This window comes from Aeromonas bivalvium, assembly GCF_046078285.1.
GTDB classification, from domain to species: Bacteria; Pseudomonadota; Gammaproteobacteria; order Enterobacterales; family Aeromonadaceae; genus Aeromonas; species Aeromonas bivalvium.
The window spans coordinates 283,873-306,465 of record NZ_JBGXBV010000002.1 but is presented as its reverse complement, the minus strand read 5'-3'; the positions used below and the strand labels follow the sequence as shown (position 1 = coordinate 306,465).

Below are 22,593 nucleotides of genomic sequence, written 5' to 3'. Positions count from 1 at the left end.
CGCGGTCTGGAGTTAGCGAAAACCGGTTCGGTTATGCCTTCTGAGCAGCCGCGATCTGGGCAGCAACTTCGGCAGCGAAGTCAGTTTCCTGCTTCTCGATGCCTTCGCCTACTTCGAAGCGAGTGAAGGAGACAACGTCAGCACCTTCTTTCTTCAGCAGCTCGGCAACGGTCATGGACGGATCCTTGACGAAGGGTTGACCAGTCAGGGATACCTCACCGGTGAACTTCTTCATGCGGCCTTCAACCATCTTCTCGGCGATCTCTTTCGGCTTGCCGGAGTTGATGGCGATGTCGATCTGGATTTCGCGCTCTTTGGCAACGACTTCGGCAGACACATCTTCGGGCTTGACGAACTGCGGGCTGTTGGCAGCAACGTGCATGGCCAGATCTTTGGCCAGCTCGTCGGAACCACCGGTCAGCTTGGTGATAACACCGATGCGGGAACCGTGCACGTAGGTACCCAGGTTGTCACCTTCCACCAGCATCACGCGACGCAGGTTCATGTTCTCACCGATCTTGGCGATCAGGTTGGTGATGGTCAGCTCGACGGTCTCGCCGTTGCCGAAGTCGGCCGCTTTCAGGGCGTCAACGTCAGCAATTTTCTGGGTGGCAGCGATCTCGACGATCTTCTGACCCATGGCCAGGAAGCCGGCATCCTTGGAGACGAAGTCGGTCTCGCAGTTCAGCTCGATCATCACGGCAACCTTGCCTTCGGTACGGGCAAAGATCACGCCTTCGGCGGCGATACGGCCCGCTTTCTTGGCGGCTTTGGCCTGACCAGATTTGCGCATGTTTTCGATAGCCAGTTCGATATCACCGTTGGCTTCTTCCAGCGCTTTTTTGCAATCCATCATGCCAGCGGCGGTGCGCTCGCGCAGTTCTTTCACCAGGGCGGCGGAAATATTTGCCATGTCCAGTATCCTCGGTCTCGAGTTATCAAGAAACAGGGGCCACAAGGGCCCCTGCTAACCAATTACATCAGCTTGGTTAATAAGGGCTTTAACAGACCTTATCAATTACTCAGCTTCAACGAAGCCATCTTGTTCGGCTTGAACAACGATGTCTTGAGCGCGCGCTTCCAGTACGGTATCAGCAGCAGCGTTCAGGTACAGTTGAACGGCACGGATCGCATCGTCGTTACCCGGGATGACGTAATCAACGCCGTCCGGATTGGAGTTGGTATCAACGATGGAGACAACCGGGATACCCAGGTTGTTGGCTTCTTTGATAGCGATGTGCTCGTGGTCGGCATCGATCACGAACAGAACGTCAGGCAGGCCGCCCATGTTCTTGATACCACCCAGGCTCTTCTCCAGCTTTTCCATTTCGCGAGTACGCATCAGCGCCTCTTTCTTGGTCAGCTTTTCGAAGGTACCGTCCTGGCTCTGGGTTTCCAGATCTTTCAGACGCTTGATGGACTGACGAACGGTTTTCCAGTTGGTCAGCATGCCGCCCAGCCAGCGATGGTTCACATAGAACTGATCGCAACGAGCAGCAGCTTCTTTGACGGCTTCAGACGCGGCACGCTTGGTACCAACGAACAGTACCTTGCCTTTCTTGGCGGCAACGGAGCTCACGAAGTTCATGGCTTCATCAAACATAGGAACGGTTTTTTCCAGGTTGATGATGTGAACCTTGCTGCGGGCACCGAAGATGTAGGATTTCATTTTCGGGTTCCAGTAACGAGTCTGGTGACCGAAGTGAACGCCGGCTTGCAGCATGTCGCGCATAGAAACTTTAGCCATTTTATACCTCTGTATTGGGGTTAGGCCTCCACACATCCCATGTAACCGACCCCAGAGGGGCACCCCGGTACAGGTGTCGATGTGTGTGTGTTATTGATTAAGGGTGATGAAACCGGATCAGTAGTTCCGGTTCCGGCGCGCTTTATATCACAAGTTTGCCTCAGGCGCCACCGGCAGCCGTGCTAAAAACGGGTGCCCGAGCTTCACTCTGTGCCAGAGATTTGACCCTGTGATGACAATCACACTGGAAGTCGGCGGGGGTTGCGGATAAAATTTTGCCCTGATTGCAAACGCATCTATTTTTCATTACCTGCTTGTTGTCGGCCATGCCGGCGAGGAACCAGGCCGCAAGAGAGATCCCATGTCCATTAAAATCAAGACGCCGGAAGAGATTGAAAAGATGCGCGTTGCCGGCCAGCTGGCCGCCGATGTGCTGGTGATGATAGCCCCCCACGTCAAGGCTGGCGTCACCACTGACGAGCTCAACACTCTGTGCCATGACTTCATCGTCGATGTCCAGCAGGCCATACCCGCGCCCCTGAACTACCACGGTTTCCCCAAGTCCATCTGCACCTCGGTCAACGACGTCATCTGTCACGGCATCCCCAACCACAAGAAGTTGCGGGAAGGGGACATCATCAACCTGGACATCACCGTCATCAAGGATGGTTTCCACGGCGACACCTCCGCCATGTTCATCGTCGGCCAGACCACGCCCCTGCGCCGTCAGCTGTGCAAGGTGGCCCAGGAAAGCCTGTACGCCGCCATCAAGCGGGTGCGCCCCGGCATGTGCATCACCGAGATCGGCGCCGTGATCCAGCCCATCGTCGAGCAGGCGGGCTTCTCCGTGGTGCGCGACTACTGCGGCCACGGCATCGGCGCCGAATTCCACGAAGAGCCGCAGATCCTGCACTATCGCAACAGTGGCAAGCTGGAGCTCAAGCCGGGCATGTGCTTCACCATAGAGCCCATGGTCAACAGCAAGAAATACCACTGCCGCACCAACCCGAAAGATGGCTGGACTGTCACCACCAAGGATGGCGGCGACTCCGCCCAGTGGGAACACACCCTGCTGGTGACCGAGGATGGTTGCGAGGTGCTGACCCTGCGCCCCGACGACACTATCGACCGCCATATCAAACACGGTTAACATCAAACCCCGGCCCCGCGCCGGGGTTTGTGTTTTCAAGATGACGAGATGCCATGGACGCCAGCCTGCTTTCCCCCCACCTGCTCCCCGATGACGACCTCGGTCGGGACAACTGCAAAGAGTACCTGACCCGTTTCCTCGGCTGGTTGCACGAGCGCTTCGATGCCGGTGACAACATCATAGAGCTGGTCGCCACCCGCTCCCTCTACATGGATCAGCTGCTGACCCGGCTGTGGCACAAGTTCGGCTTCGATCAGGAGAACCACCTCACCCTGATCGCGGTCGGCGGTTATGGCCGGGGCGAACTGCACCCCCACTCCGACATCGACCTGCTGATCCTCTACCAGGGGGATGAGCTGGATGAGGCCCTGGGTCAGCGCATCGGCGAGTTCATCACCCTGCTCTGGGATCTCAAGCTGGAGGTGGGCCAGTCGGTGCGCAACCTGGCCGAGTGCATCGAGCAGGGGCTGGCCGACATCACGGTCGCCACCAACCTCATAGAGGCGCGCTACATCACCGGCAATCAGGCCGGCTTCGAGGCGCTGCAGCGGGCGACCCGCCCAGAGGTGTTCTGGTCGAGCGAGGATTTTTTCCGCGCCAAGCGCGCCGAACAGGCCCAGCGCCACCAGCAGTTCCTCGGCACGGCCTACAAGCTCGAGCCCGACCTCAAGAGCAACCCGGGGGGGCTGCGGGATATCCAGACCCTGGCCTGGGTCGCCCGCCGCCACTTCGGCGCCACCACCCTGTTCGAGATGACCAGCCACGGCTTCCTCAACCGGGCCGAGTACCGGGAGCTGCTCGACTGCCAGAATTTCCTCTGGAAGGTGCGCTTCGCCCTGCACATGGCCATCAACCGGGGCGACAACCGGCTGCTGTTCGACAGGCAGCGCACCGTGGCCGAGATGCTCGGCTTCGAGGGAGAAGGCAACCGGCCGGTGGAGCAGATGATGAAGCGCTTCTACCAGACGGTGCGCCGGGTCTCCGAGCTCAACGAGATGCTGCTGCAGCTGTTTGACGAGGCCATTCTCGGCAACACCGCCATGGACGTGCGCCGCATCAGCGACGAGTTCCAGCTGCGCGGCCGCCTCATCGATGCGGTGGATGCCGAGCTGTTTGGCCGCGATCCCGCCGCCATCCTGCGGCTCTTCTACCAGATAGCCCAGCACCCCGAGATAGCCGGCATCCACTCCGCCACCCTGCGCCAGCTGCGGGAGGCGCGGCGCAAGCTCGACTGCTGGCTGCAGGAGATCCCCGAGTGCCGGCGCCTGTTCATGGCGCTGTTGCGCCACCCCGGCGGCATAGGCCAGCCCCTCACCCTGATGCACAAATACGGGATCCTGGCGGCCTACCTGCCCCAGTGGAACCTCATCGTCGGCCAGATGCAGTTCGACATGTTTCACGCCTACACGGTGGACGAGCACACCCATCGGCTGCTCAAGAACATCCACCAGTTTCCCAATCCGGCCAGCCGCCAGACCCACCCGCTCTGCCACGAGATCTTCAATCGGCTGCGCAAGCCGGAGCTGCTCTGCATCGCCGCCCTGTTCCACGACATCGCCAAGGGGCGACGCGGGGATCACTCCGAGCTTGGCGCCGTCGATGCCCTGGAGTTCTGTCAGCTGCACGGCCTGGATCGCTACGAGAGTCGCCTGGTGGCCTGGCTGGTGCGCCACCACCTGCTGATGTCGGTCACCGCCCAGCGCCGGGATATCCACGACCCGGACGTGGTCACCGACTTCGCCCAGAAGGTGCGCGATGAACAGCATCTGGATCTGCTCTACTGCCTGACGGTGGCCGATATCTGCGCCACCAACGATACCCTGTGGAACGACTGGAAGGGCACCCTGCTGCGGGAGCTCTATTTCTCCACCCAGAAGGCGCTGCGCCAGGGGCTGGAGAATCCTCCCGACATTCGGCTGCGCATCCGTGAAAACCAGCGCCAAGCGCGCCAGCTGCTCGGCCAGCGCCACCTGGACGATGCCTCCATCACAGCCCTGTGGAGCGACTTCAAGGCCGACTACTTCCTGCGCCACAGCCCGGAGCAGATCGCCTGGCACAGCCGCCATATCCTGGAGCAGGAGGGGGCCGGCGAGACGCCCCTGGTCACCATAGGCAAGCACCCGACCCGGGGGGGCAGCGAGGTGTTCATCTACTGCCGCGACACCCCGAACCTGTTCGCCACCGTGGCCTCGGCCCTGGATCAGAAGAACCTCAACATCCACGACGCCCAGATCATGAGCTCCCGCAGCGGCTATGTGCTCGACACCTTCATCGTGCTCGAGCCCAATGGCGAGCCCATCAGCCCGAACCGCACCGCCACCATCAAGAAGGCGCTGGAAAAAGCCCTGCAGGAGCCGGGCAGACTGGTATTGCGCAACAAACCCCTGTCACGGCGCCATCGCCAGTTCATGGTGCCGACCCGGGTGGTGTTCCTGCCCCACAAGGGCGAGAACCGCCACACCCTGCTGGAGCTGACCGCCCTGGATACCCCCGGCCTGCTGGCCCGTATCGGCGCCGTGTTCCAGCAGTGCGGCCTCTCCCTGCATGCCGCCAAGATCACCACCATAGGGGAGCGGGTCGAGGATTTCTTCAGCCTGACCAATCGCGATGGTGAGCCCCTGACCCAGCAAGAGCAGCGGGCCCTGGAAGAGAAGCTGGTGCATCAGCTCAACCCCCAGGAGCAGGAAGCCTGAGCCAAGTGAACCTATTGGGCCACGCCCGCCGCAGTTCTGGGGAAGAAATCCCCCCTCCCCCTTAAAACCGGCGGGAAAAGTGTGATACAACAAACAGAATTTTTTCAAAGGAACCCCACCATGACCGAGTTGCAACAGATCATTGAGTCGGCCTTCGAGCGCCGCGACACCATCACCCCTGGCACGGTAGACGGCGCCACCAAGGCCGCCATACTGCAAGCCATCGAGCTGCTGGACAGCGGAAAGGCCCGGGTCGCCGAGAAGATCGCCGGCGAGTGGGTCGTCCACCAGTGGCTGAAAAAAGCGGTGCTGCTCTATTTTCGCATCAATGACAACGGCATCATCAAGGGTGACGACGCCCAGTACTTCGACAAGGTTCCCCTCAAGTTCTCCGACTACAGCGCCGAACAGTTCAAGGAAGCGGGTGTGCGCGTGGTGCCGCCGGCTACCGCTCGCAAGGGCTCCTTCATCGCCCCCAATACCGTGCTGATGCCCTCCTACGTCAACATCGGCGCCTTCGTCGATGAGGGCACCATGGTCGACACCTGGGCCACCGTCGGCTCCTGCGCCCAGATAGGCAAGAACGTCCACCTCTCCGGCGGCGTCGGCATCGGCGGCGTGCTGGAACCCCTGCAGGCCAACCCGACCATCATCGAGGACAACTGCTTCATCGGTGCTCGCTCCGAAGTGGTGGAAGGCGTCATCGTGGAAGAGGGCTCCGTCATCTCCATGGGCGTCTTCATCGGCCAGTCCACCCGCATCTATGACCGCGAGACCGGCGAGATCCACTATGGCCGCGTCCCGGCCGGCTCAGTGGTGGTCTCCGGCTCCCTGCCGTCCAAGTGCGGCAAGTACAGCCTGTACGCCGCCGTCATCGTCAAGAAAGTGGATGCCAAGACCCGTGCCAAGGTCGGCATCAACGCCCTGCTGCGCTCCATCGACGAGTAACAGGCTTCATGGCTATACAAAGGGCACCCCAGGGTGCCCTTTTTCGTTTCCAGCGCCTTCCGAGAACGGGCCTGAACGGCACCACCGATTTTGGTGCCCCAGTCACAGGCCGATCGTACTTTCTCGGCTATCATGGCTGGGCAAGACGCTTTCAAGCCAAGGAACAGTCGAATGTACGAGAATCTGAAGAGTTTGGGGATCCAGGATCCCACTGCGGTGGACAGTTATACCCTGCGCCAGGAAGCCAACCACGACATCCTCAAGATCTACTTCAAGAAGCAGAAAGGCGAGTTCTTCGCCAAGAGTGTCAAATTCAAGTACCCGCGCCAGCGCAAGACCATACTGGTGGACTCGGGCACCCACCAGTACAAGGATGTCACCGAGATCAACGCCAATCTCAAGTACGTGGTGGATGAGCTCGACAGCCTGACCCAGGGGATCCATGTCCAGGCGGATCAGGATCTCAAGAAGAAGATTTTGCGTGACCTGCGCCATCTGGAAAAAGTGGTGGCCAACAAGATAAGCGAGATAGAAAAGGATCTGGAAAAGCTCTGAGCCCGGCTCAATGCCGGCTCACGGCAACCAAAAGGGTGCCTCTGGGCACCCTTTTGGTTGCATCTTGGCCCCGGGGCCGCAGATGCCCAACATGAAAAGAGGGAGGCCAGCGCCTCCCTCTTTTCGTCTTCTGTCTGTCAAGCAAGCGGATTAGTTGCTCTTCATCCAGATATCCATGTCGGTCTTCAGGTTGTCGGACTTGGTACCGAAGATGGCTTGCACACCGGAGCCTGCCACCACCACACCGGCGGCGCCCAGCTTCTTCAGACCCGCCTGGTCAACCTTGGCCACATCTTTCACCCCAACCCGCAGACGGGTGATGCAGGCATCCAGAGAGGCGATGTTCTCTTTGCCACCGAAGGCGCTGACCAGGGCAGCAGACATCTCGTCCTTGCTCTGACCCACGGTCTCCTCGGCACTCTCATCTTCGCGACCCGGGGTTTTCAGGTTCATGGCACGGATGACCACGGTGAAGACCACGTAGTAGATGACCGCATAGACCAGACCCAGACCCACCAGCAACAGCATGTTGTCGGCACGGGGTGATTGCACCACGAAGTCGATGAAGCCGTTGGAGAAGGTGTGACCGTGTACGACACCCAGGGAGTTGGTCAGCACATAGGCCAGACCGGCCAGCAGGGCGTGAATCGCATACAGCACAGGTGCGACGAACAGGAAGGAGAACTCGATAGGCTCTGTGATACCGGTCAGGAAGGAGGTCAGGGCTGCGGAGGCCATGATCCCTACGATCTTGGCGCGGTTTTCCGGCTTGGCAGCGTGAGCGATGGCAAACGCAGCGGCAGGCAGACCGAACATCTTGAACAGGTAACCACCGGCCAGTTGACCGAAGCCGTTACCGGCAGCACGGGAAGCGTCATCGGCAGTCAGGAAGCAGGTCATGATGCCGTGTACGGTTTCGCCAGCAGCGTTGACACAGGTACCCGCCTGATAGAAGAAGGGGACGTTCCAGATGTGGTGCAGACCGAACGGGATCAGGGAGCGCTCAACCACGCCGTAGATACCGAAGGCCAGTACCGGGTTCTGGTTGGCAGCCCAGTCGGAGAAGGCACCGATGGCACCACCGATCGGCGGCCAGATGAAGGAGAGCACAACACCCAGGCCGATGGAGACGAAGCCGGTGATGATGGGCACGGCACGCTTGCCGGCGAAGAAGCCGAGGTACTCGGGCAGCTGGATCTTGTAGAAACGGTTGAACGCCCAGGCGGCGACACCACCGGCGAGGATACCCCCCAGCACACCGGTGTCTATGCTCTCGACGCCCATCACAGGTGCCATGACCTTCAGGGTTGCGACCATGATGCCGTAGCCGACGATGGCAGACAGACCGGATACACCGTCGTTATTGGTAAAGCCAAGGGCCACGCCCACGGCGAACAGCAGGGCCATCTGACCAAACACTGAACCACCGGCCTGCTCCATCAGTTGGGAGACGATTTCCGGCAGCCAGCTGAAGTGGGCTGCGCCCACCCCCAGCAGAATACCTGCAACGGGCAAGACCGATACAGGCAGCATCAGCGCCTTACCGACCTTTTGCAGATTAGAGAAAGCATTTTTTAACATGTGTGTACTCCTGAATGATTGTTCCCTAACGGACCCATTCGAAGTTAAGCCTATCATCCGCATGAATGCTAACCAGAACTGGGGGATCGGGTGTTTTTTATTTTGACCAAGGAAATATACCCCATGAAATAGGGAAATTCTTCAGTCAGAAATTAGCAGATAAGAAATTTGGAGAGGAGATCACAAGATGATTGACACAAGACAAAAGCAGAATTTTAGAATTAATTTCCGGCAGGATAACTATATTTCAATTCAATGAAAACTACCGTTTCTTATTGTATTTTCTCTTTACCAAAACAACACAAAAAGAAACTCAATGTAACCACGTGTAACCGACATCCCATTTAGTGTAGAACCAATATAGCCATTAAAAAGGCCCCCGACAATGGAGGCCTGATAAATATAACCACGTCAGCGGATGATGTTATTTCTGCTGGGAGCGCTTCACCGCATCGATAAACACAGACTTCGCCTTGGTGGAACCGGCCCGTTCGGCTTCACTGACCAGCTGCATCGCCTTGTCGATATCGCCAGCCTTCACCGCTTTTTCGATCTGGCTGTTGTAGAAGGTTTCCGTCTCGCTCAGCATGGCGGGCGCCGGCTTGCTCGGCGCCGTGGCCACCAGAGCCGTCCCCGCCACCGCGGTCGTCGCCGCCGCAGTGCTGGCCTGCTGGCCCTGGCTCAGGGCCACTTTATCGGCATATTCGGGCTTGAAGACGGCTTCTATGCCCTGCGCCTTGGCCATGTCGGTGACCACTATCTGCACCAGGCCCCAGGGAGAGTGCGGGATCACCGGATCTGCCACGGCCGGCTCGACCGTGTTGTTGGCCCGGGCGAAGGCCTTGGCGGGATGCAGTATGGTGGTGGAGCCGCTCAGCTGATCGGCCGGCGCATAGACCACCATATAGGTTTCGCTGGCCGGGTTGCCCGGCATGCTGCGATCGACAAAGACCTTGCCTTCGATACGATCGCCATCCATCAGGTGTGCCGGCTGGTAAGCAAATACGGACTCCCCTAACACACGGGTCACCTTGAAGTTGCCATCCAGCATGATGACCTTGGGCTGCAAGACTGACTTGCCGACCTGAGAGGCCAGGCGGATGTAGAGGTTCCCCGTGTCCTTGGGCAGACGATAGGCGGCAAAATAGCTCATGCCTTCATCGAAGCGGTAGCTGGGCTGTTTGCCATCCAGGCTCAGCAGCGTCTCCCCTTCGGGCAGATTGGCGTATTGGAATTCGCTGAAACCGGCACAGCAACTGTTGGCCTGGGCAAGGGCTTGCCTGGCCTGATCGGCGTTATCCAGCACGGCGCCATGCTCCTGCAAGGAGACCCCCATGTTACCCGCACAACCGGTCAACCAGGCGGTCACTACGGCTGCAATCGACATCTTTACCAGCGTCATTCTTATTGTCCCCATAATCCAATGGCCGTTACCCGGCGAAACGAAACTGCCCCCAAGTGGGGGCAGTCACTAACTTAACTGAAAGCCGGGCTTACCACCAAGCTTCCGCTTGGATACCGAAGTTCCAGGTGTTGTCGTCGTTGTTGCTGCCATTGAAGGTCTGACCGTTGTCGCCACCGGACTTCAGGTAGGACGCAAACACACGGATTTCCGGACGGGCCCAGAAGCTGGAACCGGCGGACCAGGCCTGAGCGATGGTGTACTTCTGACCAGTGCGGTCCTGGCTGTCCTGATCACGGACATCCTGGGTGTCACGATAGTAGCCCAGCTCCAGGATGGTCTTCTGGATGTCATCCCACTTGTACATGGGACGGATCACCGCGGAGAAGGTATCGGCATCGGAGCCAGTCACACCGTTGATGGTCACGTCATTGGACTGACCGTAGACCAGCTGGTGACCAAACTCGACCTTGTCACCGACAGGCAGCACGCCCCAGTTGATGATGCGGAAGCCGTCGCCGCTGGCGCCATCCTGGCTGGTCCAGTTACCGGCACCGTAGTAGATCGGCAGGGTGGCATAGCTGTCGCTCATGTACTGCAGCGTGGTCTTGTTGAAACCACCCAGCAGGTTCTGGGTCAGCTCGGCGGTCACCATGACGCCATCCTTGATGTCGTCGTTGACTTTTTCCTGATCGTCGGTCGGGTTGGCGATGGCGTAATCAACACCCAGCTCCAGGGAAGCGTCGCTCCACAGCGGGATGCCGGCATAACGGGCATCCAGGATGTTGTTGTTCAGCTCGCCAGCATCGCTGCGGGTCCAGGCCAGGGAGAATTTGCCCGGACCGGCCTGGATGTTCTCGATACCGGCACCGGCACCGGACACGTCCCAGTAGTAGAAGTCGGAGATGTGGATGTCGTGACGCTGGTAGTAACGCTTACCGGCCCACAGGGTCGCTTCCGGGGCAAAGCCCAGCACGCCCTTGGCCTGGACGTTGAACTGACGCAGGGCGAAAGTGGCATCGTCTTCACACTGCTTGGTGTCGAAGTTGCAGCTGGTGCCAGTGCCTTCCCAGTCGTTGGACTGGTTGCTGACCATGGCGACCATGGAGTCGACGTAGAAGGACTTGCCATCCTTGTTGTAGACCTCTTGGCCCAGTTGTACTTCGCCGTAGGTCTCGTTTTCGTTACCCAGACGACCTACCTTCTGCTTGTCGAAGGTCTGCATGTCACCATCTTCGGAGATGCCGACACCGGAACGGAAGTAGCCGTGGAAATCAACGGCGAAGGCGGCTTGAGAAGCCAGGGCTGCGGTTACTGCGGCAGCGATCGGGAGCCACTTTGCTTTCATTTTCATTTTCCTTATTTCCCGCTGTGGAGTGTGTGTCCTGAGGTTCAACTTCCTATCACCATAAAAACGTTTTGGTGATAACCGGGGTCGATTATAGGTAGGTGATATAGGGACAAACATGAGCCATTTCACAAAACAGGGACAAATAACACCCAACCTTTCCAAGGTAGCAGCAGCACCCTAAATAACGCGATATACAGCAACAACTAACCAATTAACATCCATTCAAGCCGAACAACACCAACATGAAAGCGGTACCAACAATTATTTCGCAACGAAAACAAAGCTTGATTGTGGCAATGGGATGACAAAAACATGACTGAAATCGCTTTCAATGAGGAACTTTTAAATTTGCGACTTGTCTGCATAGCCCCACTTTATCCAGGCGGATATCAGGATGCTGGCGCTTCAGAAAGACAGATGAGGAAAAAATAATATTTGCCGTCAGGAAGAGACCACAAAAAATAACGGGCCAAATAGTGGCCCGTTTATCTTGTATAAAAGCGTCAATGATGTTCCCCGGGTGCTGACGAGAGGCGCTCTTGCCACTCAGCCAGCCAGGCGAGCGCCACCACTTCCGGCTCGTCCACCTGGGTCGCATCTATTTCCAGTCGGGGCAGCAGGGCATGGGCCCCCAGCTCCTGAAGCAGGGTGTCTAGCTGGCGACCGGCGCCGCAGAAGTGCTCATAGCTGCTGTCACCCATGGCGATCAGCGCATAATTGAGCCCCTTCATATAGGGGGCTCTCTCCCTGAGATCGGCGGCAAAGGGGGCCAGGTTGGGGGGAATATCCCCCTGGCCCGTGGTCGCCGACACCAGCAGCAGGAAACGACTGATGTCTATGTCTTCGAGGCGCGCCTCCTCGTGAAGACGGCACTCATGGCCCTGCTCCTCCAACGACGCCATCAGCGTCTGTGCCACCAGAAAGGCGGCGCCATAGACGCTGCCCACTACTATATCTATCTGTGCCATCTTGCCTCCTCAGTCGGGGAATGACCCCAGCATGCCACAGTGGGGGAACAGGGCAAGGCACCAGGTGGCAGAAGCGGCGTGCCGGTCAGTAATCACTCTCGCTGGCGGGCCATCCCAACCTGGCGAACAGGCTCAGCAGCTCGGCGCCGAGGGGGGCCTGGATCCGCATCGGCACCTTGAGCACAGGGTGCTCGAAGCTCAGGGTGCGCGCCACCAGCAGCAGGCGCTGGCAGTCAAAATGCTCTCGAAAGAAGCGATTGTGGCGGCCATCGCCATGGGTGGTGTCCCCGACGATGGGGTGGAACAGGTGATCGAGATGGCGGCGCAGCTGATGTTTGCGGCCGGTGTGGGGCGCCAGGCGCACCAGGCTGTAGCGACTGGTGGCGTGCTTCTTGGACACCGCATGGGGCAGCTCCACCTGATGCAACCGGCTGAAACTGGTCACCGCCTCCTGGGCGGGCTTGTCCGGATCGGCGAAGGCATCGGCTATCTTGTCCAGCTGCTCCTTGAGGGGATAATCGATGAGCCCGCGGGCCGGGGCCCAGCCCCGCACCAGCGCCAGATACTCCTTGTGCACCCGCCGCCCGGCAAATGCCTCGGTCAGGCTGCGGGCCACCTCGGGGCTCAGGGCAAAGAGCAGCACGCCCGAGGTCGGCCGATCGAGCCGATGCACGGGATAGACGTGACGACCCCCGATGAGATCCCGGGTCATCTGCATGGCGAAACGGGTCTCGCCCTTGTCGAGCCAGCTGCGGTGCACCAGCAGGCCGGAGGGCTTGTTGACCGCCACCAGCCAGTCATCCTGATAAAGCAGGGTCGGCGCCAGCGCATCTTCCCCGGACTCGGAGCCAGGGGGCAGGGGCTCACTCATTTTTCCACCACCTTGCCGGAGAGCAGCAGATCGAAGCGGGCGATAAGCCGCAGCAGGTCGGCCACCTCCGCCAGGTTCTCCTTGTAGCTCTCGCTCGCCATGGGATAAAGGGAGACATTGGCGGGCAGGGGTGCCTGCAACATGACCAGCTGCTCCATACGCGGGATCAGCACGAACTGCAGCCACTGATCGAAGCTCAGGGTATCGACGCAAAACGGCAGCGTGCTGGCCAGCGCCTCTTCCCCTGGGTGGTCGCTCTGCCAGCGATCCAGACGCTGCAACTCGGCGCTCAGCTCGCCCAGCAGGCCAGCCACCAACAGATACTTGTTCATCATCTACTCCTCAAGGCCGGGAGCCTTGCTCAATCGGGCCGGTCGCATCAGCCGCCAGATACCATCAGGGATAGCCCGGCCGGTCGCATCCGCTGCCGGATGCCATCAATGACTGTCGGGCAGGGGCAGATCCGTCGGCGGGGATACACAAAGGGGCGCCACTATACACAATCTCGCCACAGTTAGGCAGGGGCCACGCCGCTGGCTATCTGGTGCCGGCTCCTTATAATCGGGGGCCATGACCCATCAGCCTCTTCATACCATGACCGCCATCAACACCCTGACCGAATTCCTGACCCAGGCCGATACCCAATTCCAACTGTTCGATCTGGGCCGCCAGGTGCGCCCCCTCGACAGCGCCGAGTTCGTGCGCGTCGAACAGCAAGCCATCCCCTACCCCTGGCCCCTGCAGCAACACGCCTGGCTCGCGGTGCACTTCTTCCAGCGTGCCGAGGAGAAACACTACCTCTGGTTCCTCAAGTTTGCCCTCGATGAGCGGGGTCTGCTCGTCAGCGCCGGTCCCAAGCACTTCATGGATCTGGTGGTCGAGACCCTGGGCTACAAGCTGACCGGCGAGCTGGACGATGCCACCGCCAAGCGGTTGGCAGACAACCCCTACACCTTCCGCCCGGCCGAGGCCAAGATGGCCAGCCTGCACGCCAAGCTGGGATGCCAGCTCGAACAGGCACCCTCCGGCTACTATCAGGCCCTGTGCCACTATCTGGCCGCCCCCAGTGAAGAGGGCTGGCAGCAGCTGGGCCTGCAGGGCTTTGCCGATCTCGCCGAGCGCCTGCAACAGGAGAGCAACCTGGCCCTGGTGTGCAAGGCCATGGCGCGCCTGCCCGAGGCGCCGCTGCACGCCCTGTGCCAGAGCCTGGAGAGCGCCCCCCTGCCCCCTGCCCTGCAAGGGGCACTGCTCGAGCGCATCGCCCGGGAGCAGGAGTCGGCTCACCCCAATCCCGAGACCCTGGCCTATCTGTGCCGCGCCTTCGCCGCCACCGCCAGCAACGGCCAGCGCATCAACAAGCTGTTGACCCTGCTGGAGACTCACCCCAGCCCCAGCCTGCTGCTCGCCATCGCCGGCCGGCTCTGGCCGGATCTGCAAGATCCCGCCCTACTCGATCTCTTCCTCGAGCGACTGGCCGAACAGCCGACCCCCTTCTTCAATCAGGTCTTTGCCGAGCTGGTCACCCTGCCCCTGTTGCGGCCCCAGGTGCTCGCCACCCTGCGCAGCCCGACCCGAAGCGAGGCGGTCAGCCGCGCCATCGGCCGCCTGTTCAAGGCAGGCTGACCGCAAGGAGCCCATCATGGAAGAACTGCTCTGGATCCTGCTGCTGGTTGTGCTGGCATCCGCCTTCTGGCACCAGCGTCGCCAGGCCGAACTGGCATGGCAATACCTGAGGCGCTACTGCCAGCAGCATCAGCTGCAACTGCTGTCGGTGGCCCGCAGCCATCGGCAGCTGGCCCATCGCCCCCTGCGCCTGCTCACCTGCTACCAGTTCGAATTCAGCAGCGATGGCGAGAGCCACTACCTTGGCACCCTCACCATGCAGGGGCTCAAGATAGCCGGGGTCGAGCTGCCCCCCCACCGGCTGCCGAGCGAGGGATAGCGCCAGCGATCGGACGAAGCGAGGCAGGGGGCGGCTATAATCTAGGCATTTGCACCAAGGAGAAGAAAGATGGACCCCATGGTACACGACATGCCCACCCTCTTTGCCCAGCTGGGGCTGCCCAACGATGCCGACAGCCTGCGCCGCTTCATCGACAGCCATACCCTGCGCGATGGCATGGCGCTGGCGGACGCCCCCTTCTGGAATGCGTCCCAGGCCAGCTTTCTGCGCGAATCCCTGCGCGATGATGCCGCCTGGAGCGAGACCATAGATCAGCTCGATGTGCTGTTGCGCCAATGACCCCGGGCTCGCCGGGGCAGTGACAAGCGCCAGCCCATGACTTACCCTGCCTGCGCCAACCGCCCCGCACCAACCCGGCCCAGGGGCCGCCCCGGCCAAGACCCCAGAGGAGCCCTCATGTCGTCCAGCGAAATACATCAGATTGCCAGCGAGCTCAAGGCCCGCGGTATCAGTCCTACCACCGCCATGATCAAGGCGCGGCTGAGCCAGCCCATCCCCATGGCCGAGCTGCTCAAGGGCCTCAGCCAGTGGAAGCAGGCCCAGCTCAAGGCGCCCCAGGCTGAACCGGCACAGGAGACGCAGGTCCAGGCGCCTTGCGCTCAGTCGGACTCGGCCACCCCGGAGGCGGACGGCCACAGCCTGCAGAGCCTGAGCGATCGGCTGGCGCGGCTCGAACAGAAGCTGGACCACCTCCTTGCCCTCATGACCCAGCCCCGCTAAATCAGGCCCAGCATCCACCATGTATATTCTCGAACTCACCTTCGAATGCTATCGCGACACCTCCCTCGGCGAGGCCGAGGGTGCCATCGTCAACTACCTCGACATGCTGCGCTATCAGGGCCAGATCCTGGGCCGGGAGTTTCCCACCAGCATCCACGATGGCCATTTCATCAGCCGGGTGGTCTGCCCCGAGCAGGACAGCCTGCACCCGGACAACCAGAGCGAGCTGGTGACCCTGGCCGAGCAGAGGCTGCACCAGGCCGGTCTGCTGGCCCCCAAATTGCAACTGCAAGGGATGGATCTGCTCTCCGACAGCACGGATCCCTGCCCCCAGGGCGAAGCCCGCCCCGGCTGGCTGCTGCTCTATACCAGCTTCCTCCACAGCTGCTCGCCGGTGCGCTGCGGCGATCACTTCGCCCCCGTCCCCCTCTATCGGCTGCCCGCACTCGCCAACGGCGATCACAAGCAAGTCATCAAGTGGCAGGAGGATTGGGAGGCCTGCGATCAGCTGCAGATGAACGGCTCCATCGCCGAACACGCGGCCCTGCACGAAATAGGGGAGACGGGCAGCCGCCTCGCCCGGCGCGGCCGGGATCTGTGCCAGCGGCTTGAGGCCCTGACCGGCATTCCCGTCTACTACTACCTCTATCGGGTCGGCGGCCTGAGCGGCGCCGAGGAGCGTGCGCGCCCCTGCCCGGGCTGCGGCGCTGACTGGGCACTCCAGGCCCCCCTGCACGAGATCTTCGACTTCAAGTGCGATCCTTGTCGACTCGTCTCCAACCTCTCCTGGGATTTCAAGGACTGAGGGGCGCCAGCAATAAGCAGATGGCAGAAGGGCCTGGCCATGGCGGCCAGGCCCTTCTCGTTTCAGGCGATGTCACATCACCCCTCGATGGGGCCGGGTCTCCAGCCGGGCGAGCAAAGCAGGCAGGGCAAAAGTCCCTTCTCCCCCAAAGTCACTTCACATGCCCCCCTTCATTCAGATCACCTCTCAGTGAGGCAAGGTTTCCAGCCGGGCAAGGAAAGCGGGCAGGGAGGGCGCCAGCGCGAGGCGGCGGCCCGAGTCGAGCCACTCCAGCCACACCTGGCCTGTCTCATTGTCCAGGGAGATGAGGGTCATCTCGTTGCGGGTGGTGGCGATAAACAGCGACGGGGTCCGCTTCAGCTTGCGCAGCATCAGCAGGTGGCCTATCAGGTTCTCCCGCAGCAAGTCGAGATCCTGCTCGTTCCAGGGCAGGATCAATTCGAGGCGCAACCCCTTGAACAGGCAAGGCAGCGGCCGGCTGAACCCCAGACCGAACCAGAGCCTGGCGCTCGGATGCAGGGTCAGCTCGAGGGCCGCCTCCATGGCGCTGAAATCGGCGGGCTCGGGGCGAACATGGGGCCGCCAGGCGACCTGTCCCCCGCTGGGCTCCCCCAGCTCGCAGGGGGAGCGCCAGTCCGCCTCCCACTGGCACAGAGGCAGCCCGCGCCGCGCCTCCCCCTCCCGCTGCCAGCGCAACAAAAAGTGCGTCAGGGCAGACAAGACTTGATCCGGCATCGAAATTCCTCACAATTAGCGACAACATTCGCCATTGCACCATCAATCCCATGAGCAAACAAGACAGATACCAGGATGCCGCAGCCCTGCAGGGCCTGAGCCTGGGCCAGCAGTCCGCCTATATCAGCCAGTACAGCCCGGCGCTGCTGCAACCCGTGCCCCGCAGCCTCAACCGTGACGACCTCGCCCTGCCGGATCCCCTGCCGTTCCAGGGCTCAGACATCTGGACCCTGTACGAGCTCTCCTGGCTCAATGGCAAGGGCAAACCCATGGTGGCCCTGGGAGAGGTGAGCGTGCCCGCCAGCAGCGCGAACCTCATCGAATCCAAGTCGTTCAAGCTCTACCTCAACTCCTTCAACCAGACCCGTTGCGCCAGCATGGCGGCGGTGCGCGACCTGCTGACCCAGGATCTGAGCGCCTGCGCCGGCGCCCCGGTGGCGGTCACCCTCTTCCCCCTGGAACAGGCGCCGCACCGGATAGCCACTCTGCCCGGGGAGTGCATCGATGACCTCGATATCGAGGTGGACGAGTATGAATTTGATGCCGGCCTGCTGGCGGACGCCGCCGGGGACGAGGAGGTGGAGGAGACGCTGCACAGCCACCTGCTCAAGTCCAACTGCCTGGTCACCCACCAGCCAGACTGGGGCTCAGTGGTGATCCGCTATCGCGGCCCGCGCCTGGATCGGGAGAAGCTGCTGCGCTATCTCATCTCGTTTCGCCAGCACAACGAGTTCCACGAGCAGTGCATCGAGCGGATCTTCACCGACCTCAAACACTTCTGCCGCCCGAGCCAGCTGACCGTCTACGCCCGCTATACCCGCCGTGGCGGTCTGGACATCAACCCGTTTCGCAGCGACTGGGAAGCACCCGCCGAGAACCTGCGCCTGATCCGGCAGTAAGCAGGAGGGACGCTGACGGCAATGACACCGGTATCATATCTGTCAGTAAACTCTGGACTCACGGGGGGGGGCTTGGATAACATGCCCTCACCCCCGTGCGGCCCTCAATACCATGAATCAACTGTTTTTTCTGGCAATGATGATGTCCTCCCTGTCGGCTCCCAGCGTGGACCTGACCAAGGATCAATTGTCTATCGATCTCCAGCAGGCTCAGACCCTGGTGCAAAGCGATCCGGCCAGATGCGTACAGATCACCTCCGCCTTCCTGGTCCGCACGGCCAACAATCCCAAGCAGATCATCAATAGTCGCCAGGACTATGGCTACCGCGAACCCATGCTCACCTTCGGCACCATAGCCCAGGCCACCGGTGCCCACCTGCTCAAGGGGGAGTGCCTGATCCAGCTCGGTCAATACAAGCTGGCCCAGCAGGACCTGCAGCAGGCCCTGACCCTGGCCAGCAAGGAGCAGCAACCAGAGCTGCAGGCCCAGAGCCTCTATCTGATGCTGCGCAACCAGAACCTGCTGGGTGCCGGTCAGGACAATGCCCCCCTGCGCGCCCAGCTCTCCCGCCTGCTCGACGAGCGGACACTCCAGAACAGTCCACTGCAGGTCTACAGCCGACTGCTGCGCGCCACCGATCAGATCCAGGCCCATCAGTTCGAGGAGGCCAAGCAGCGGATCACCGAGGCGCGGCAGTGGGCAAACGCCACCGGCGACATCAGAGCCCTGGCCTGGATCGATGCCGTCAGCGGCGACCTCTATCATGCCCTCGGTCAGCCGCAACTGGCCCTTGGCGACTACATCTCGGCCCAGCAACAGGCCAGACCCCTGGCCGACCCCCTCTTCCTCGGCCTGCTCGCCAACCAGATAGTGAACCTCTATCAGGAGGAGCAGGAGCCCCATAAGGCGCTGCAATACGCCAACGAGGCCACCAACTACTTTCACGCCCTCGGCAACCCCATACTGCTCAGCCAGGCCCTGAGCGTGCTGGCGAGTCTCAACCGCAACCAGGGCGACATGAACATGGCCCTGGTCTACTTCTTCAATGCCCTGGATCTGCTGGACGAAGGGAGCCAGCGTACCCGGGTCGCCCAGCTCAAGTACGAGATAGGCAAGACCTATCTGCAAAGCGGCAACCTGCCCCTGGCCCGCAGCTATCTCAGCGCCGCCCGCCAGGCGCACAGGGCGGGAGATGACAAGGAGCCCCTGATCGATACCCTGCTGCTGCTCGGGGAGCTGCACCTCAAGCAGAAGGAGGCGGCCATCGCCATCCTGCAGCTGGAAGGGGCCCAGGAGCTGGCCAATCAGATAGACGACGTGCGCCGCCAGCTCGAGATCTACCGCCTGCTCTCCCTGGCCTATGAGCAGAAGGGCTACCTGCAACAGGCCCTGGAGAGTTACAAGCGCTTCCACCAGCTGAGCGAGCGGATCAACCAGCAGCAGGTGGATCTGGAGCAGGAGGCGATCCGCGACAACTACAGCCAGATCGAGCGGGAGCAGCAGATCAAGGCCCTGGAGCTGAGCCTGGATCACAGTCGCCACCAGCAGGAACGCTACCTCTGGTCGAGCGTCATCTCGGGCCTACTGCTCGCCTTCTTCATCTACCTCTTCTTCACCCTCTGGCTGCGACTCAAGAGTGCCCGCCAGCAGGCGCGTTTTCTCGGCGAAGCCATGCTGATTGAACCCCGCAGCGGCCTGGCCAACTGGCAGCGCCTGATGAATCGCTGGCCCAGGGAGATGGCCAAGCGCCAGCAAAAATCGGAGCGCTGGTACCTCAATGAGCTGACCGAGGGGGAGTTCGACGACAAGCTGCACTACCTGCTGTTCCGGGTTCCCTTCCTGGCCAACAACCTGGAACGCCACGGCTATCAGCTGGCACGGGAGATAGAGAGCGCCTTCGGCGACTATGTGGCCGGGCTGACCCCCACCGATGGCCGCATCTATGACCTGCGCGAGGGGCATCTGCTCTATGTGGTGCCCCAGCGCCACGTCGCCCAGCTGCATCAGCTGGCCAGGCAGCTGCTGGAACAACTCGCCGCCTTCCCCTGCGATCAGCCCCTGGATCGCCGCATCAGCCTTGGCATCGTCAGCCACCCCTTCCTGCCCAAGGCCGCCAGTGCCCTCGATCACCTCGGTCTGTTCGACCTCTGCTACCTGGCCCTGGCGGGCGCGACCCAGCTCAGCGAGCGAGCCAATCAGAGCGCCTGGCTGGAACTGGCGGCGATCGACTGCCAACAGGCGGCGTTTTTTAACGGTGACGTGTGGCAATGCTGCCTGATGGCGATTGACAAGGGATTGGTAAAAGTAAACTCTTCTCACGACAAACAGTGGATCAACTGGCCTGGCCTGTCACGGACGAGAGGCGCAGATGATCGATGACAAGATAGCGGATCGCTGGGGATCTGAGTCGGCCTCGCCCACAGAGGACTATCCCACCTCCATGGACAATAACAACAAACAGGGCAGCCTGAACAATGAATGACATCACTGCCGTAGCAGGGCAACTGGCCAGACTCAGGGAGTCGCTCCAGCACAAGCAACTCGAGCTCGATGAAACTGTGCTCTGCAGCCAGGCCGAGCGCAGCCGCAGCATCCAGTTTATCGCCAAGCTGATGCAGGCCTGCCGCGGCCATGATCGCGAACTCGACAACAAGCTCGCCCGTCTCAAGCAGAAGCTGGAGGGACAACCCTCCCTGACCAGCCTGGACAACGACCTCGCCGCCATCGAGAAGCTGCTGCAACAGCACAGTACGGCCCTGGAAGAGTCTATCACCCTGACCGCCAGCGCCATCGAACTCGGTTCCCGGCAGCTCAAGTCCCTCAAGGGATTCCCGGAGGAGACCCGCAAGTCCCTCAAGGCCTTCCTGGCCGCCCCCAACGGCTATGGCCTCAGCGACCATCAGCGCCGGGTCGCCCAGCTGCTGGAGTTCTACCAGCAGGCCATCAAGATCCAGCTGCTGCCCAGCCAGCCTCTCCCCCCTTATGGCACCTCCGCCGACAAGGGGGCCAATGGCGTGCCCCAGGAAACGGACGAGGCCGCCAGCCTCGACGTCAAGGTCTACAACCGCATCGCCGACGAGCTGCAGCGCCTCATCACCGAGCTCGATTTTGCCGGCGCCGTGGGGGAGAGCCTGGGAGAGATCCGCCGCCAGCTGCTGATGGGGATGGATCCCTCCCTGCTGGCAGAGTCCTGCCTGCAGGTGATCCAGCTCATCATCGAGGGCACCCGCGAGGAGCGCAAGAGCTCGCGCGCCTTCCTGACCGCCCTCAACGAGAGCCTCTCCTCGGTTCATTTCAACTTCACCGAATCCCTGGATGAGGGGCGGGCCTTGCAGCAGGCGAGCCAGACCAGCCGCCAGGCCCTGGACAACGAGGTCCAGGCCATCGATGACACCCTGACCCGCCACCACTCCTCGGAGGCGCTCAAGCAGGCCATCAGCGACCACATGGCCGCCATCGGCCTGCTGCTCAAGGAGCGCGAGGCCATGACGGCCCGCGAGCTGCACCTCATCACCCGCCTCTCCACCATGGAGGCCAAGCTGCGGCTGATGAAGGAGGAGACGGCGGAGTACAAGAAGCGCCTCACCATCCAGAAGCACAAGCTGTTCCTCGACAGCCTGACCCAGGTCCACAACCGGGCGGCCCTGGATGAGCGGCTCGAGCTGGAATACAAGCGCTGGCTGCGCTATCGCACCCCCCTGTGCCTGGCCATCATCGACATAGATCACTTCAAGGGGATCAATGACAACTACGGCCACATGGCGGGGGACAAGGCACTCAAGGTGGTCGCCAAGGCGCTGCAAAAATCCCTGCGCGATACCGACTTCATCGCCCGCTTCGGCGGCGAGGAGTTCGTGGTGCTGCTGCCCAACGTCAATCCGGACAAGTTCGAAACCCCTCTCGAGAACCTGCGCAAGGCGATCAAGAGCATTCCGTTCCGTTTTCGCGATGCCAGGGTCGAGATCACCATCTCCATCGGTGCCACCCTGTTCAAGGAGGGGGATCAGCCCTCCGACGCATTCGAGCGGGCGGACAAGGCGCTCTATGGCTCCAAGCACGCTGGCCGCGACAGGGTCAACACCGACCTGGGCTGATGCCCACCGTGAAGGGGGGGCCGGCACGCCGGCCCCCTTCGCAGCCGCTCAAAAAAACGGCAGTCGCACCCGCCCCTATTCCCCTCCCCCATCCGTTGGCTCTACTATCA

21 protein-coding genes are annotated in these 22,593 nt (G+C 61.2%); 12 read left to right on the top strand and 9 right to left on the bottom strand.

Annotation, left to right across the window (positions count from 1 at the left end; all coding sequences use genetic code 11):
• Positions 1 to 31 precede the first annotated feature (31 nt).
• Positions 32 to 913 (bottom strand): translation elongation factor Ts, encoded by an 882-nt coding sequence (tsf, locus tag ACEUCR_RS08615; RefSeq protein ID WP_041993370.1) that lies wholly within the window; start codon positions 911 to 913, stop codon positions 32 to 34.
• 105 nt (positions 914 to 1,018) lie between these two features.
• On the bottom strand, positions 1,019 to 1,747 hold the full coding sequence (gene rpsB / locus ACEUCR_RS08610) for a 30S ribosomal protein S2 (protein ID WP_041993367.1): 729 nt from the start codon (positions 1,745 to 1,747) through the stop codon (positions 1,019 to 1,021).
• A 361-nt stretch (positions 1,748 to 2,108) separates the two neighbouring features.
• On the opposite strand from rpsB, the gene map reads away from it, so the two are divergent.
• From map to ACEUCR_RS08590, 4 genes are all read left to right on the top strand, one after another.
• The gene (gene map, locus ACEUCR_RS08605) at positions 2,109 to 2,897 is read left to right on the top strand and encodes a type I methionyl aminopeptidase (protein ID WP_041993364.1); all 789 of its coding nucleotides are present in this window, start codon (positions 2,109 to 2,111) and stop codon (positions 2,895 to 2,897) included.
• Positions 2,898 to 2,950: 53 nt separating this feature from the next.
• Positions 2,951 to 5,590 carry a bifunctional uridylyltransferase/uridylyl-removing protein GlnD gene (gene glnD, locus ACEUCR_RS08600; RefSeq protein WP_408789446.1) on the top strand — a complete coding sequence of 880 codons (2,640 nt, stop codon included), beginning with the start codon at positions 2,951 to 2,953 and terminating at the stop codon, positions 5,588 to 5,590.
• Positions 5,591 to 5,710: 120 nt separating this feature from the next.
• Positions 5,711 to 6,538 carry a 2,3,4,5-tetrahydropyridine-2,6-dicarboxylate N-succinyltransferase gene (gene dapD / locus ACEUCR_RS08595; protein WP_041993357.1) on the top strand — a complete coding sequence of 276 codons (828 nt, stop codon included), beginning with the start codon at positions 5,711 to 5,713 and terminating at the stop codon, positions 6,536 to 6,538.
• Between the two features lie 171 nt (positions 6,539 to 6,709).
• Positions 6,710 to 7,093, top strand: a complete 384-nt coding sequence (locus ACEUCR_RS08590; protein ID WP_111873777.1) for a DUF3461 family protein — start codon at positions 6,710 to 6,712, stop codon at positions 7,091 to 7,093.
• A gap of 150 nt (positions 7,094 to 7,243) precedes the next feature.
• Here the strand turns inward: ACEUCR_RS08590 and ptsG are convergent, their stop codons facing one another.
• The 6 genes from ptsG to ACEUCR_RS08560 form a co-directional block, all read right to left on the bottom strand.
• Positions 7,244 to 8,674, bottom strand: a complete 1,431-nt coding sequence (gene ptsG / locus ACEUCR_RS08585) for a PTS glucose transporter subunit IIBC (RefSeq protein WP_041993352.1) — start codon at positions 8,672 to 8,674, stop codon at positions 7,244 to 7,246.
• Positions 8,675 to 9,098: 424 nt separating this feature from the next.
• On the bottom strand, positions 9,099 to 10,076 hold the full coding sequence (locus ACEUCR_RS08580) for a MalM family protein (RefSeq protein WP_041993349.1): 978 nt from the start codon (positions 10,074 to 10,076) through the stop codon (positions 9,099 to 9,101).
• A gap of 91 nt (positions 10,077 to 10,167) precedes the next feature.
• Positions 10,168 to 11,424: a maltoporin gene (locus ACEUCR_RS08575; RefSeq protein WP_041993347.1), complete on the bottom strand. Its 1,257-nt coding sequence runs from the start codon at positions 11,422 to 11,424 to the stop codon at positions 10,168 to 10,170.
• Between the two features lie 506 nt (positions 11,425 to 11,930).
• On the bottom strand, positions 11,931 to 12,395 hold the full coding sequence (locus ACEUCR_RS08570) for a flavodoxin (protein ID WP_408789443.1): 465 nt from the start codon (positions 12,393 to 12,395) through the stop codon (positions 11,931 to 11,933).
• A gap of 85 nt (positions 12,396 to 12,480) precedes the next feature.
• The gene (gene truC, locus ACEUCR_RS08565) at positions 12,481 to 13,266 is read right to left on the bottom strand and encodes a tRNA pseudouridine(65) synthase TruC (RefSeq protein WP_408747497.1); all 786 of its coding nucleotides are present in this window, start codon (positions 13,264 to 13,266) and stop codon (positions 12,481 to 12,483) included.
• Complete coding sequence (locus ACEUCR_RS08560; RefSeq protein WP_041993337.1) at positions 13,263 to 13,598, bottom strand: YqcC family protein; 336 nt, start codon at positions 13,596 to 13,598, stop codon at positions 13,263 to 13,265. Before ACEUCR_RS08560 ends, truC begins: the two co-directional genes overlap by 4 nt.
• Positions 13,599 to 13,860: 262 nt before the next feature.
• On the opposite strand from ACEUCR_RS08560, the gene ACEUCR_RS08555 reads away from it, so the two are divergent.
• The 5 genes from ACEUCR_RS08555 (at position 13,861) to ACEUCR_RS08535 (ending at position 16,754) form a co-directional block, all read left to right on the top strand.
• A complete protein-coding gene (locus ACEUCR_RS08555; RefSeq protein ID WP_041993334.1) occupies positions 13,861 to 14,889 on the top strand; it encodes a DUF3549 family protein in 1,029 nt (342 codons plus the stop codon).
• 16 nt (positions 14,890 to 14,905) lie between these two features.
• On the top strand, positions 14,906 to 15,208 hold the full coding sequence (locus tag ACEUCR_RS08550; protein WP_041993332.1) for a DUF3301 domain-containing protein: 303 nt from the start codon (positions 14,906 to 14,908) through the stop codon (positions 15,206 to 15,208).
• A gap of 69 nt (positions 15,209 to 15,277) precedes the next feature.
• Positions 15,278 to 15,508 (top strand): DUF2789 domain-containing protein, encoded by a 231-nt coding sequence (locus ACEUCR_RS08545; RefSeq protein WP_408789440.1) that lies wholly within the window; start codon positions 15,278 to 15,280, stop codon positions 15,506 to 15,508.
• A gap of 117 nt (positions 15,509 to 15,625) precedes the next feature.
• Positions 15,626 to 15,949 (top strand): hypothetical protein, encoded by a 324-nt coding sequence (locus tag ACEUCR_RS08540; protein WP_408789437.1) that lies wholly within the window; start codon positions 15,626 to 15,628, stop codon positions 15,947 to 15,949.
• Positions 15,950 to 15,968: 19 nt separating this feature from the next.
• On the top strand, positions 15,969 to 16,754 hold the full coding sequence (locus ACEUCR_RS08535) for a Zn-ribbon-containing protein (protein WP_408789435.1): 786 nt from the start codon (positions 15,969 to 15,971) through the stop codon (positions 16,752 to 16,754).
• A gap of 186 nt (positions 16,755 to 16,940) precedes the next feature.
• Here the strand turns inward: ACEUCR_RS08535 and syd are convergent, their stop codons facing one another.
• Positions 16,941 to 17,489, bottom strand: a complete 549-nt coding sequence (gene syd / locus ACEUCR_RS08530) for a SecY-interacting protein (RefSeq protein WP_111873772.1) — start codon at positions 17,487 to 17,489, stop codon at positions 16,941 to 16,943.
• A gap of 50 nt (positions 17,490 to 17,539) precedes the next feature.
• Between syd and queF the strand changes: the two genes are divergently transcribed.
• From queF to ACEUCR_RS08515, 3 genes are all read left to right on the top strand, one after another.
• Positions 17,540 to 18,388 (top strand): NADPH-dependent 7-cyano-7-deazaguanine reductase QueF, encoded by an 849-nt coding sequence (gene queF / locus ACEUCR_RS08525; protein WP_408789432.1) that lies wholly within the window; start codon positions 17,540 to 17,542, stop codon positions 18,386 to 18,388.
• 112 nt (positions 18,389 to 18,500) lie between these two features.
• Positions 18,501 to 20,768 carry a hypothetical protein gene (locus ACEUCR_RS08520; protein ID WP_408789429.1) on the top strand — a complete coding sequence of 756 codons (2,268 nt, stop codon included), beginning with the start codon at positions 18,501 to 18,503 and terminating at the stop codon, positions 20,766 to 20,768.
• Positions 20,769 to 20,863: 95 nt separating this feature from the next.
• On the top strand, positions 20,864 to 22,483 hold the full coding sequence (locus ACEUCR_RS08515) for a GGDEF domain-containing protein (protein ID WP_408789426.1): 1,620 nt from the start codon (positions 20,864 to 20,866) through the stop codon (positions 22,481 to 22,483).
• The last annotated feature ends 110 nt before the right edge of the window (positions 22,484 to 22,593 follow it).

Coding starts and splice junctions, on each gene's coding strand:
- ACEUCR_RS08555 (WP_041993334.1), top strand. CDS start 13,861: ATGACCGCCATCAACACCCTGACCGAATTCCTGACCCAGGCCGATACC.
- tsf (WP_041993370.1), bottom strand. CDS start 913: ATGGCAAATATTTCCGCCGCCCTGGTGAAAGAACTGCGCGAGCGCACC.
- ACEUCR_RS08515 (WP_408789426.1), top strand. CDS start 20,864: ATGAATGACATCACTGCCGTAGCAGGGCAACTGGCCAGACTCAGGGAG.
- rpsB (WP_041993367.1), bottom strand. CDS start 1,747: ATGGCTAAAGTTTCTATGCGCGACATGCTGCAAGCCGGCGTTCACTTC.
- glnD (WP_408789446.1), top strand. CDS start 2,951: ATGGACGCCAGCCTGCTTTCCCCCCACCTGCTCCCCGATGACGACCTC.
- ACEUCR_RS08570 (WP_408789443.1), bottom strand. CDS start 12,395: ATGGCACAGATAGATATAGTAGTGGGCAGCGTCTATGGCGCCGCCTTT.
- dapD (WP_041993357.1), top strand. CDS start 5,711: ATGACCGAGTTGCAACAGATCATTGAGTCGGCCTTCGAGCGCCGCGAC.
- ACEUCR_RS08535 (WP_408789435.1), top strand. CDS start 15,969: ATGTATATTCTCGAACTCACCTTCGAATGCTATCGCGACACCTCCCTC.
- ACEUCR_RS08575 (WP_041993347.1), bottom strand. CDS start 11,424: ATGAAAGCAAAGTGGCTCCCGATCGCTGCCGCAGTAACCGCAGCCCTG.
- ACEUCR_RS08550 (WP_041993332.1), top strand. CDS start 14,906: ATGGAAGAACTGCTCTGGATCCTGCTGCTGGTTGTGCTGGCATCCGCC.
- ACEUCR_RS08590 (WP_111873777.1), top strand. CDS start 6,710: ATGTACGAGAATCTGAAGAGTTTGGGGATCCAGGATCCCACTGCGGTG.
- map (WP_041993364.1), top strand. CDS start 2,109: ATGTCCATTAAAATCAAGACGCCGGAAGAGATTGAAAAGATGCGCGTT.
- ACEUCR_RS08545 (WP_408789440.1), top strand. CDS start 15,278: ATGGACCCCATGGTACACGACATGCCCACCCTCTTTGCCCAGCTGGGG.
- queF (WP_408789432.1), top strand. CDS start 17,540: ATGAGCAAACAAGACAGATACCAGGATGCCGCAGCCCTGCAGGGCCTG.
- ptsG (WP_041993352.1), bottom strand. CDS start 8,674: ATGTTAAAAAATGCTTTCTCTAATCTGCAAAAGGTCGGTAAGGCGCTG.
- ACEUCR_RS08560 (WP_041993337.1), bottom strand. CDS start 13,598: ATGAACAAGTATCTGTTGGTGGCTGGCCTGCTGGGCGAGCTGAGCGCC.
- truC (WP_408747497.1), bottom strand. CDS start 13,266: ATGAGTGAGCCCCTGCCCCCTGGCTCCGAGTCCGGGGAAGATGCGCTG.
- syd (WP_111873772.1), bottom strand. CDS start 17,489: ATGCCGGATCAAGTCTTGTCTGCCCTGACGCACTTTTTGTTGCGCTGG.
- ACEUCR_RS08540 (WP_408789437.1), top strand. CDS start 15,626: ATGTCGTCCAGCGAAATACATCAGATTGCCAGCGAGCTCAAGGCCCGC.
- ACEUCR_RS08580 (WP_041993349.1), bottom strand. CDS start 10,076: ATGACGCTGGTAAAGATGTCGATTGCAGCCGTAGTGACCGCCTGGTTG.
- ACEUCR_RS08520 (WP_408789429.1), top strand. CDS start 18,501: ATGAATCAACTGTTTTTTCTGGCAATGATGATGTCCTCCCTGTCGGCT.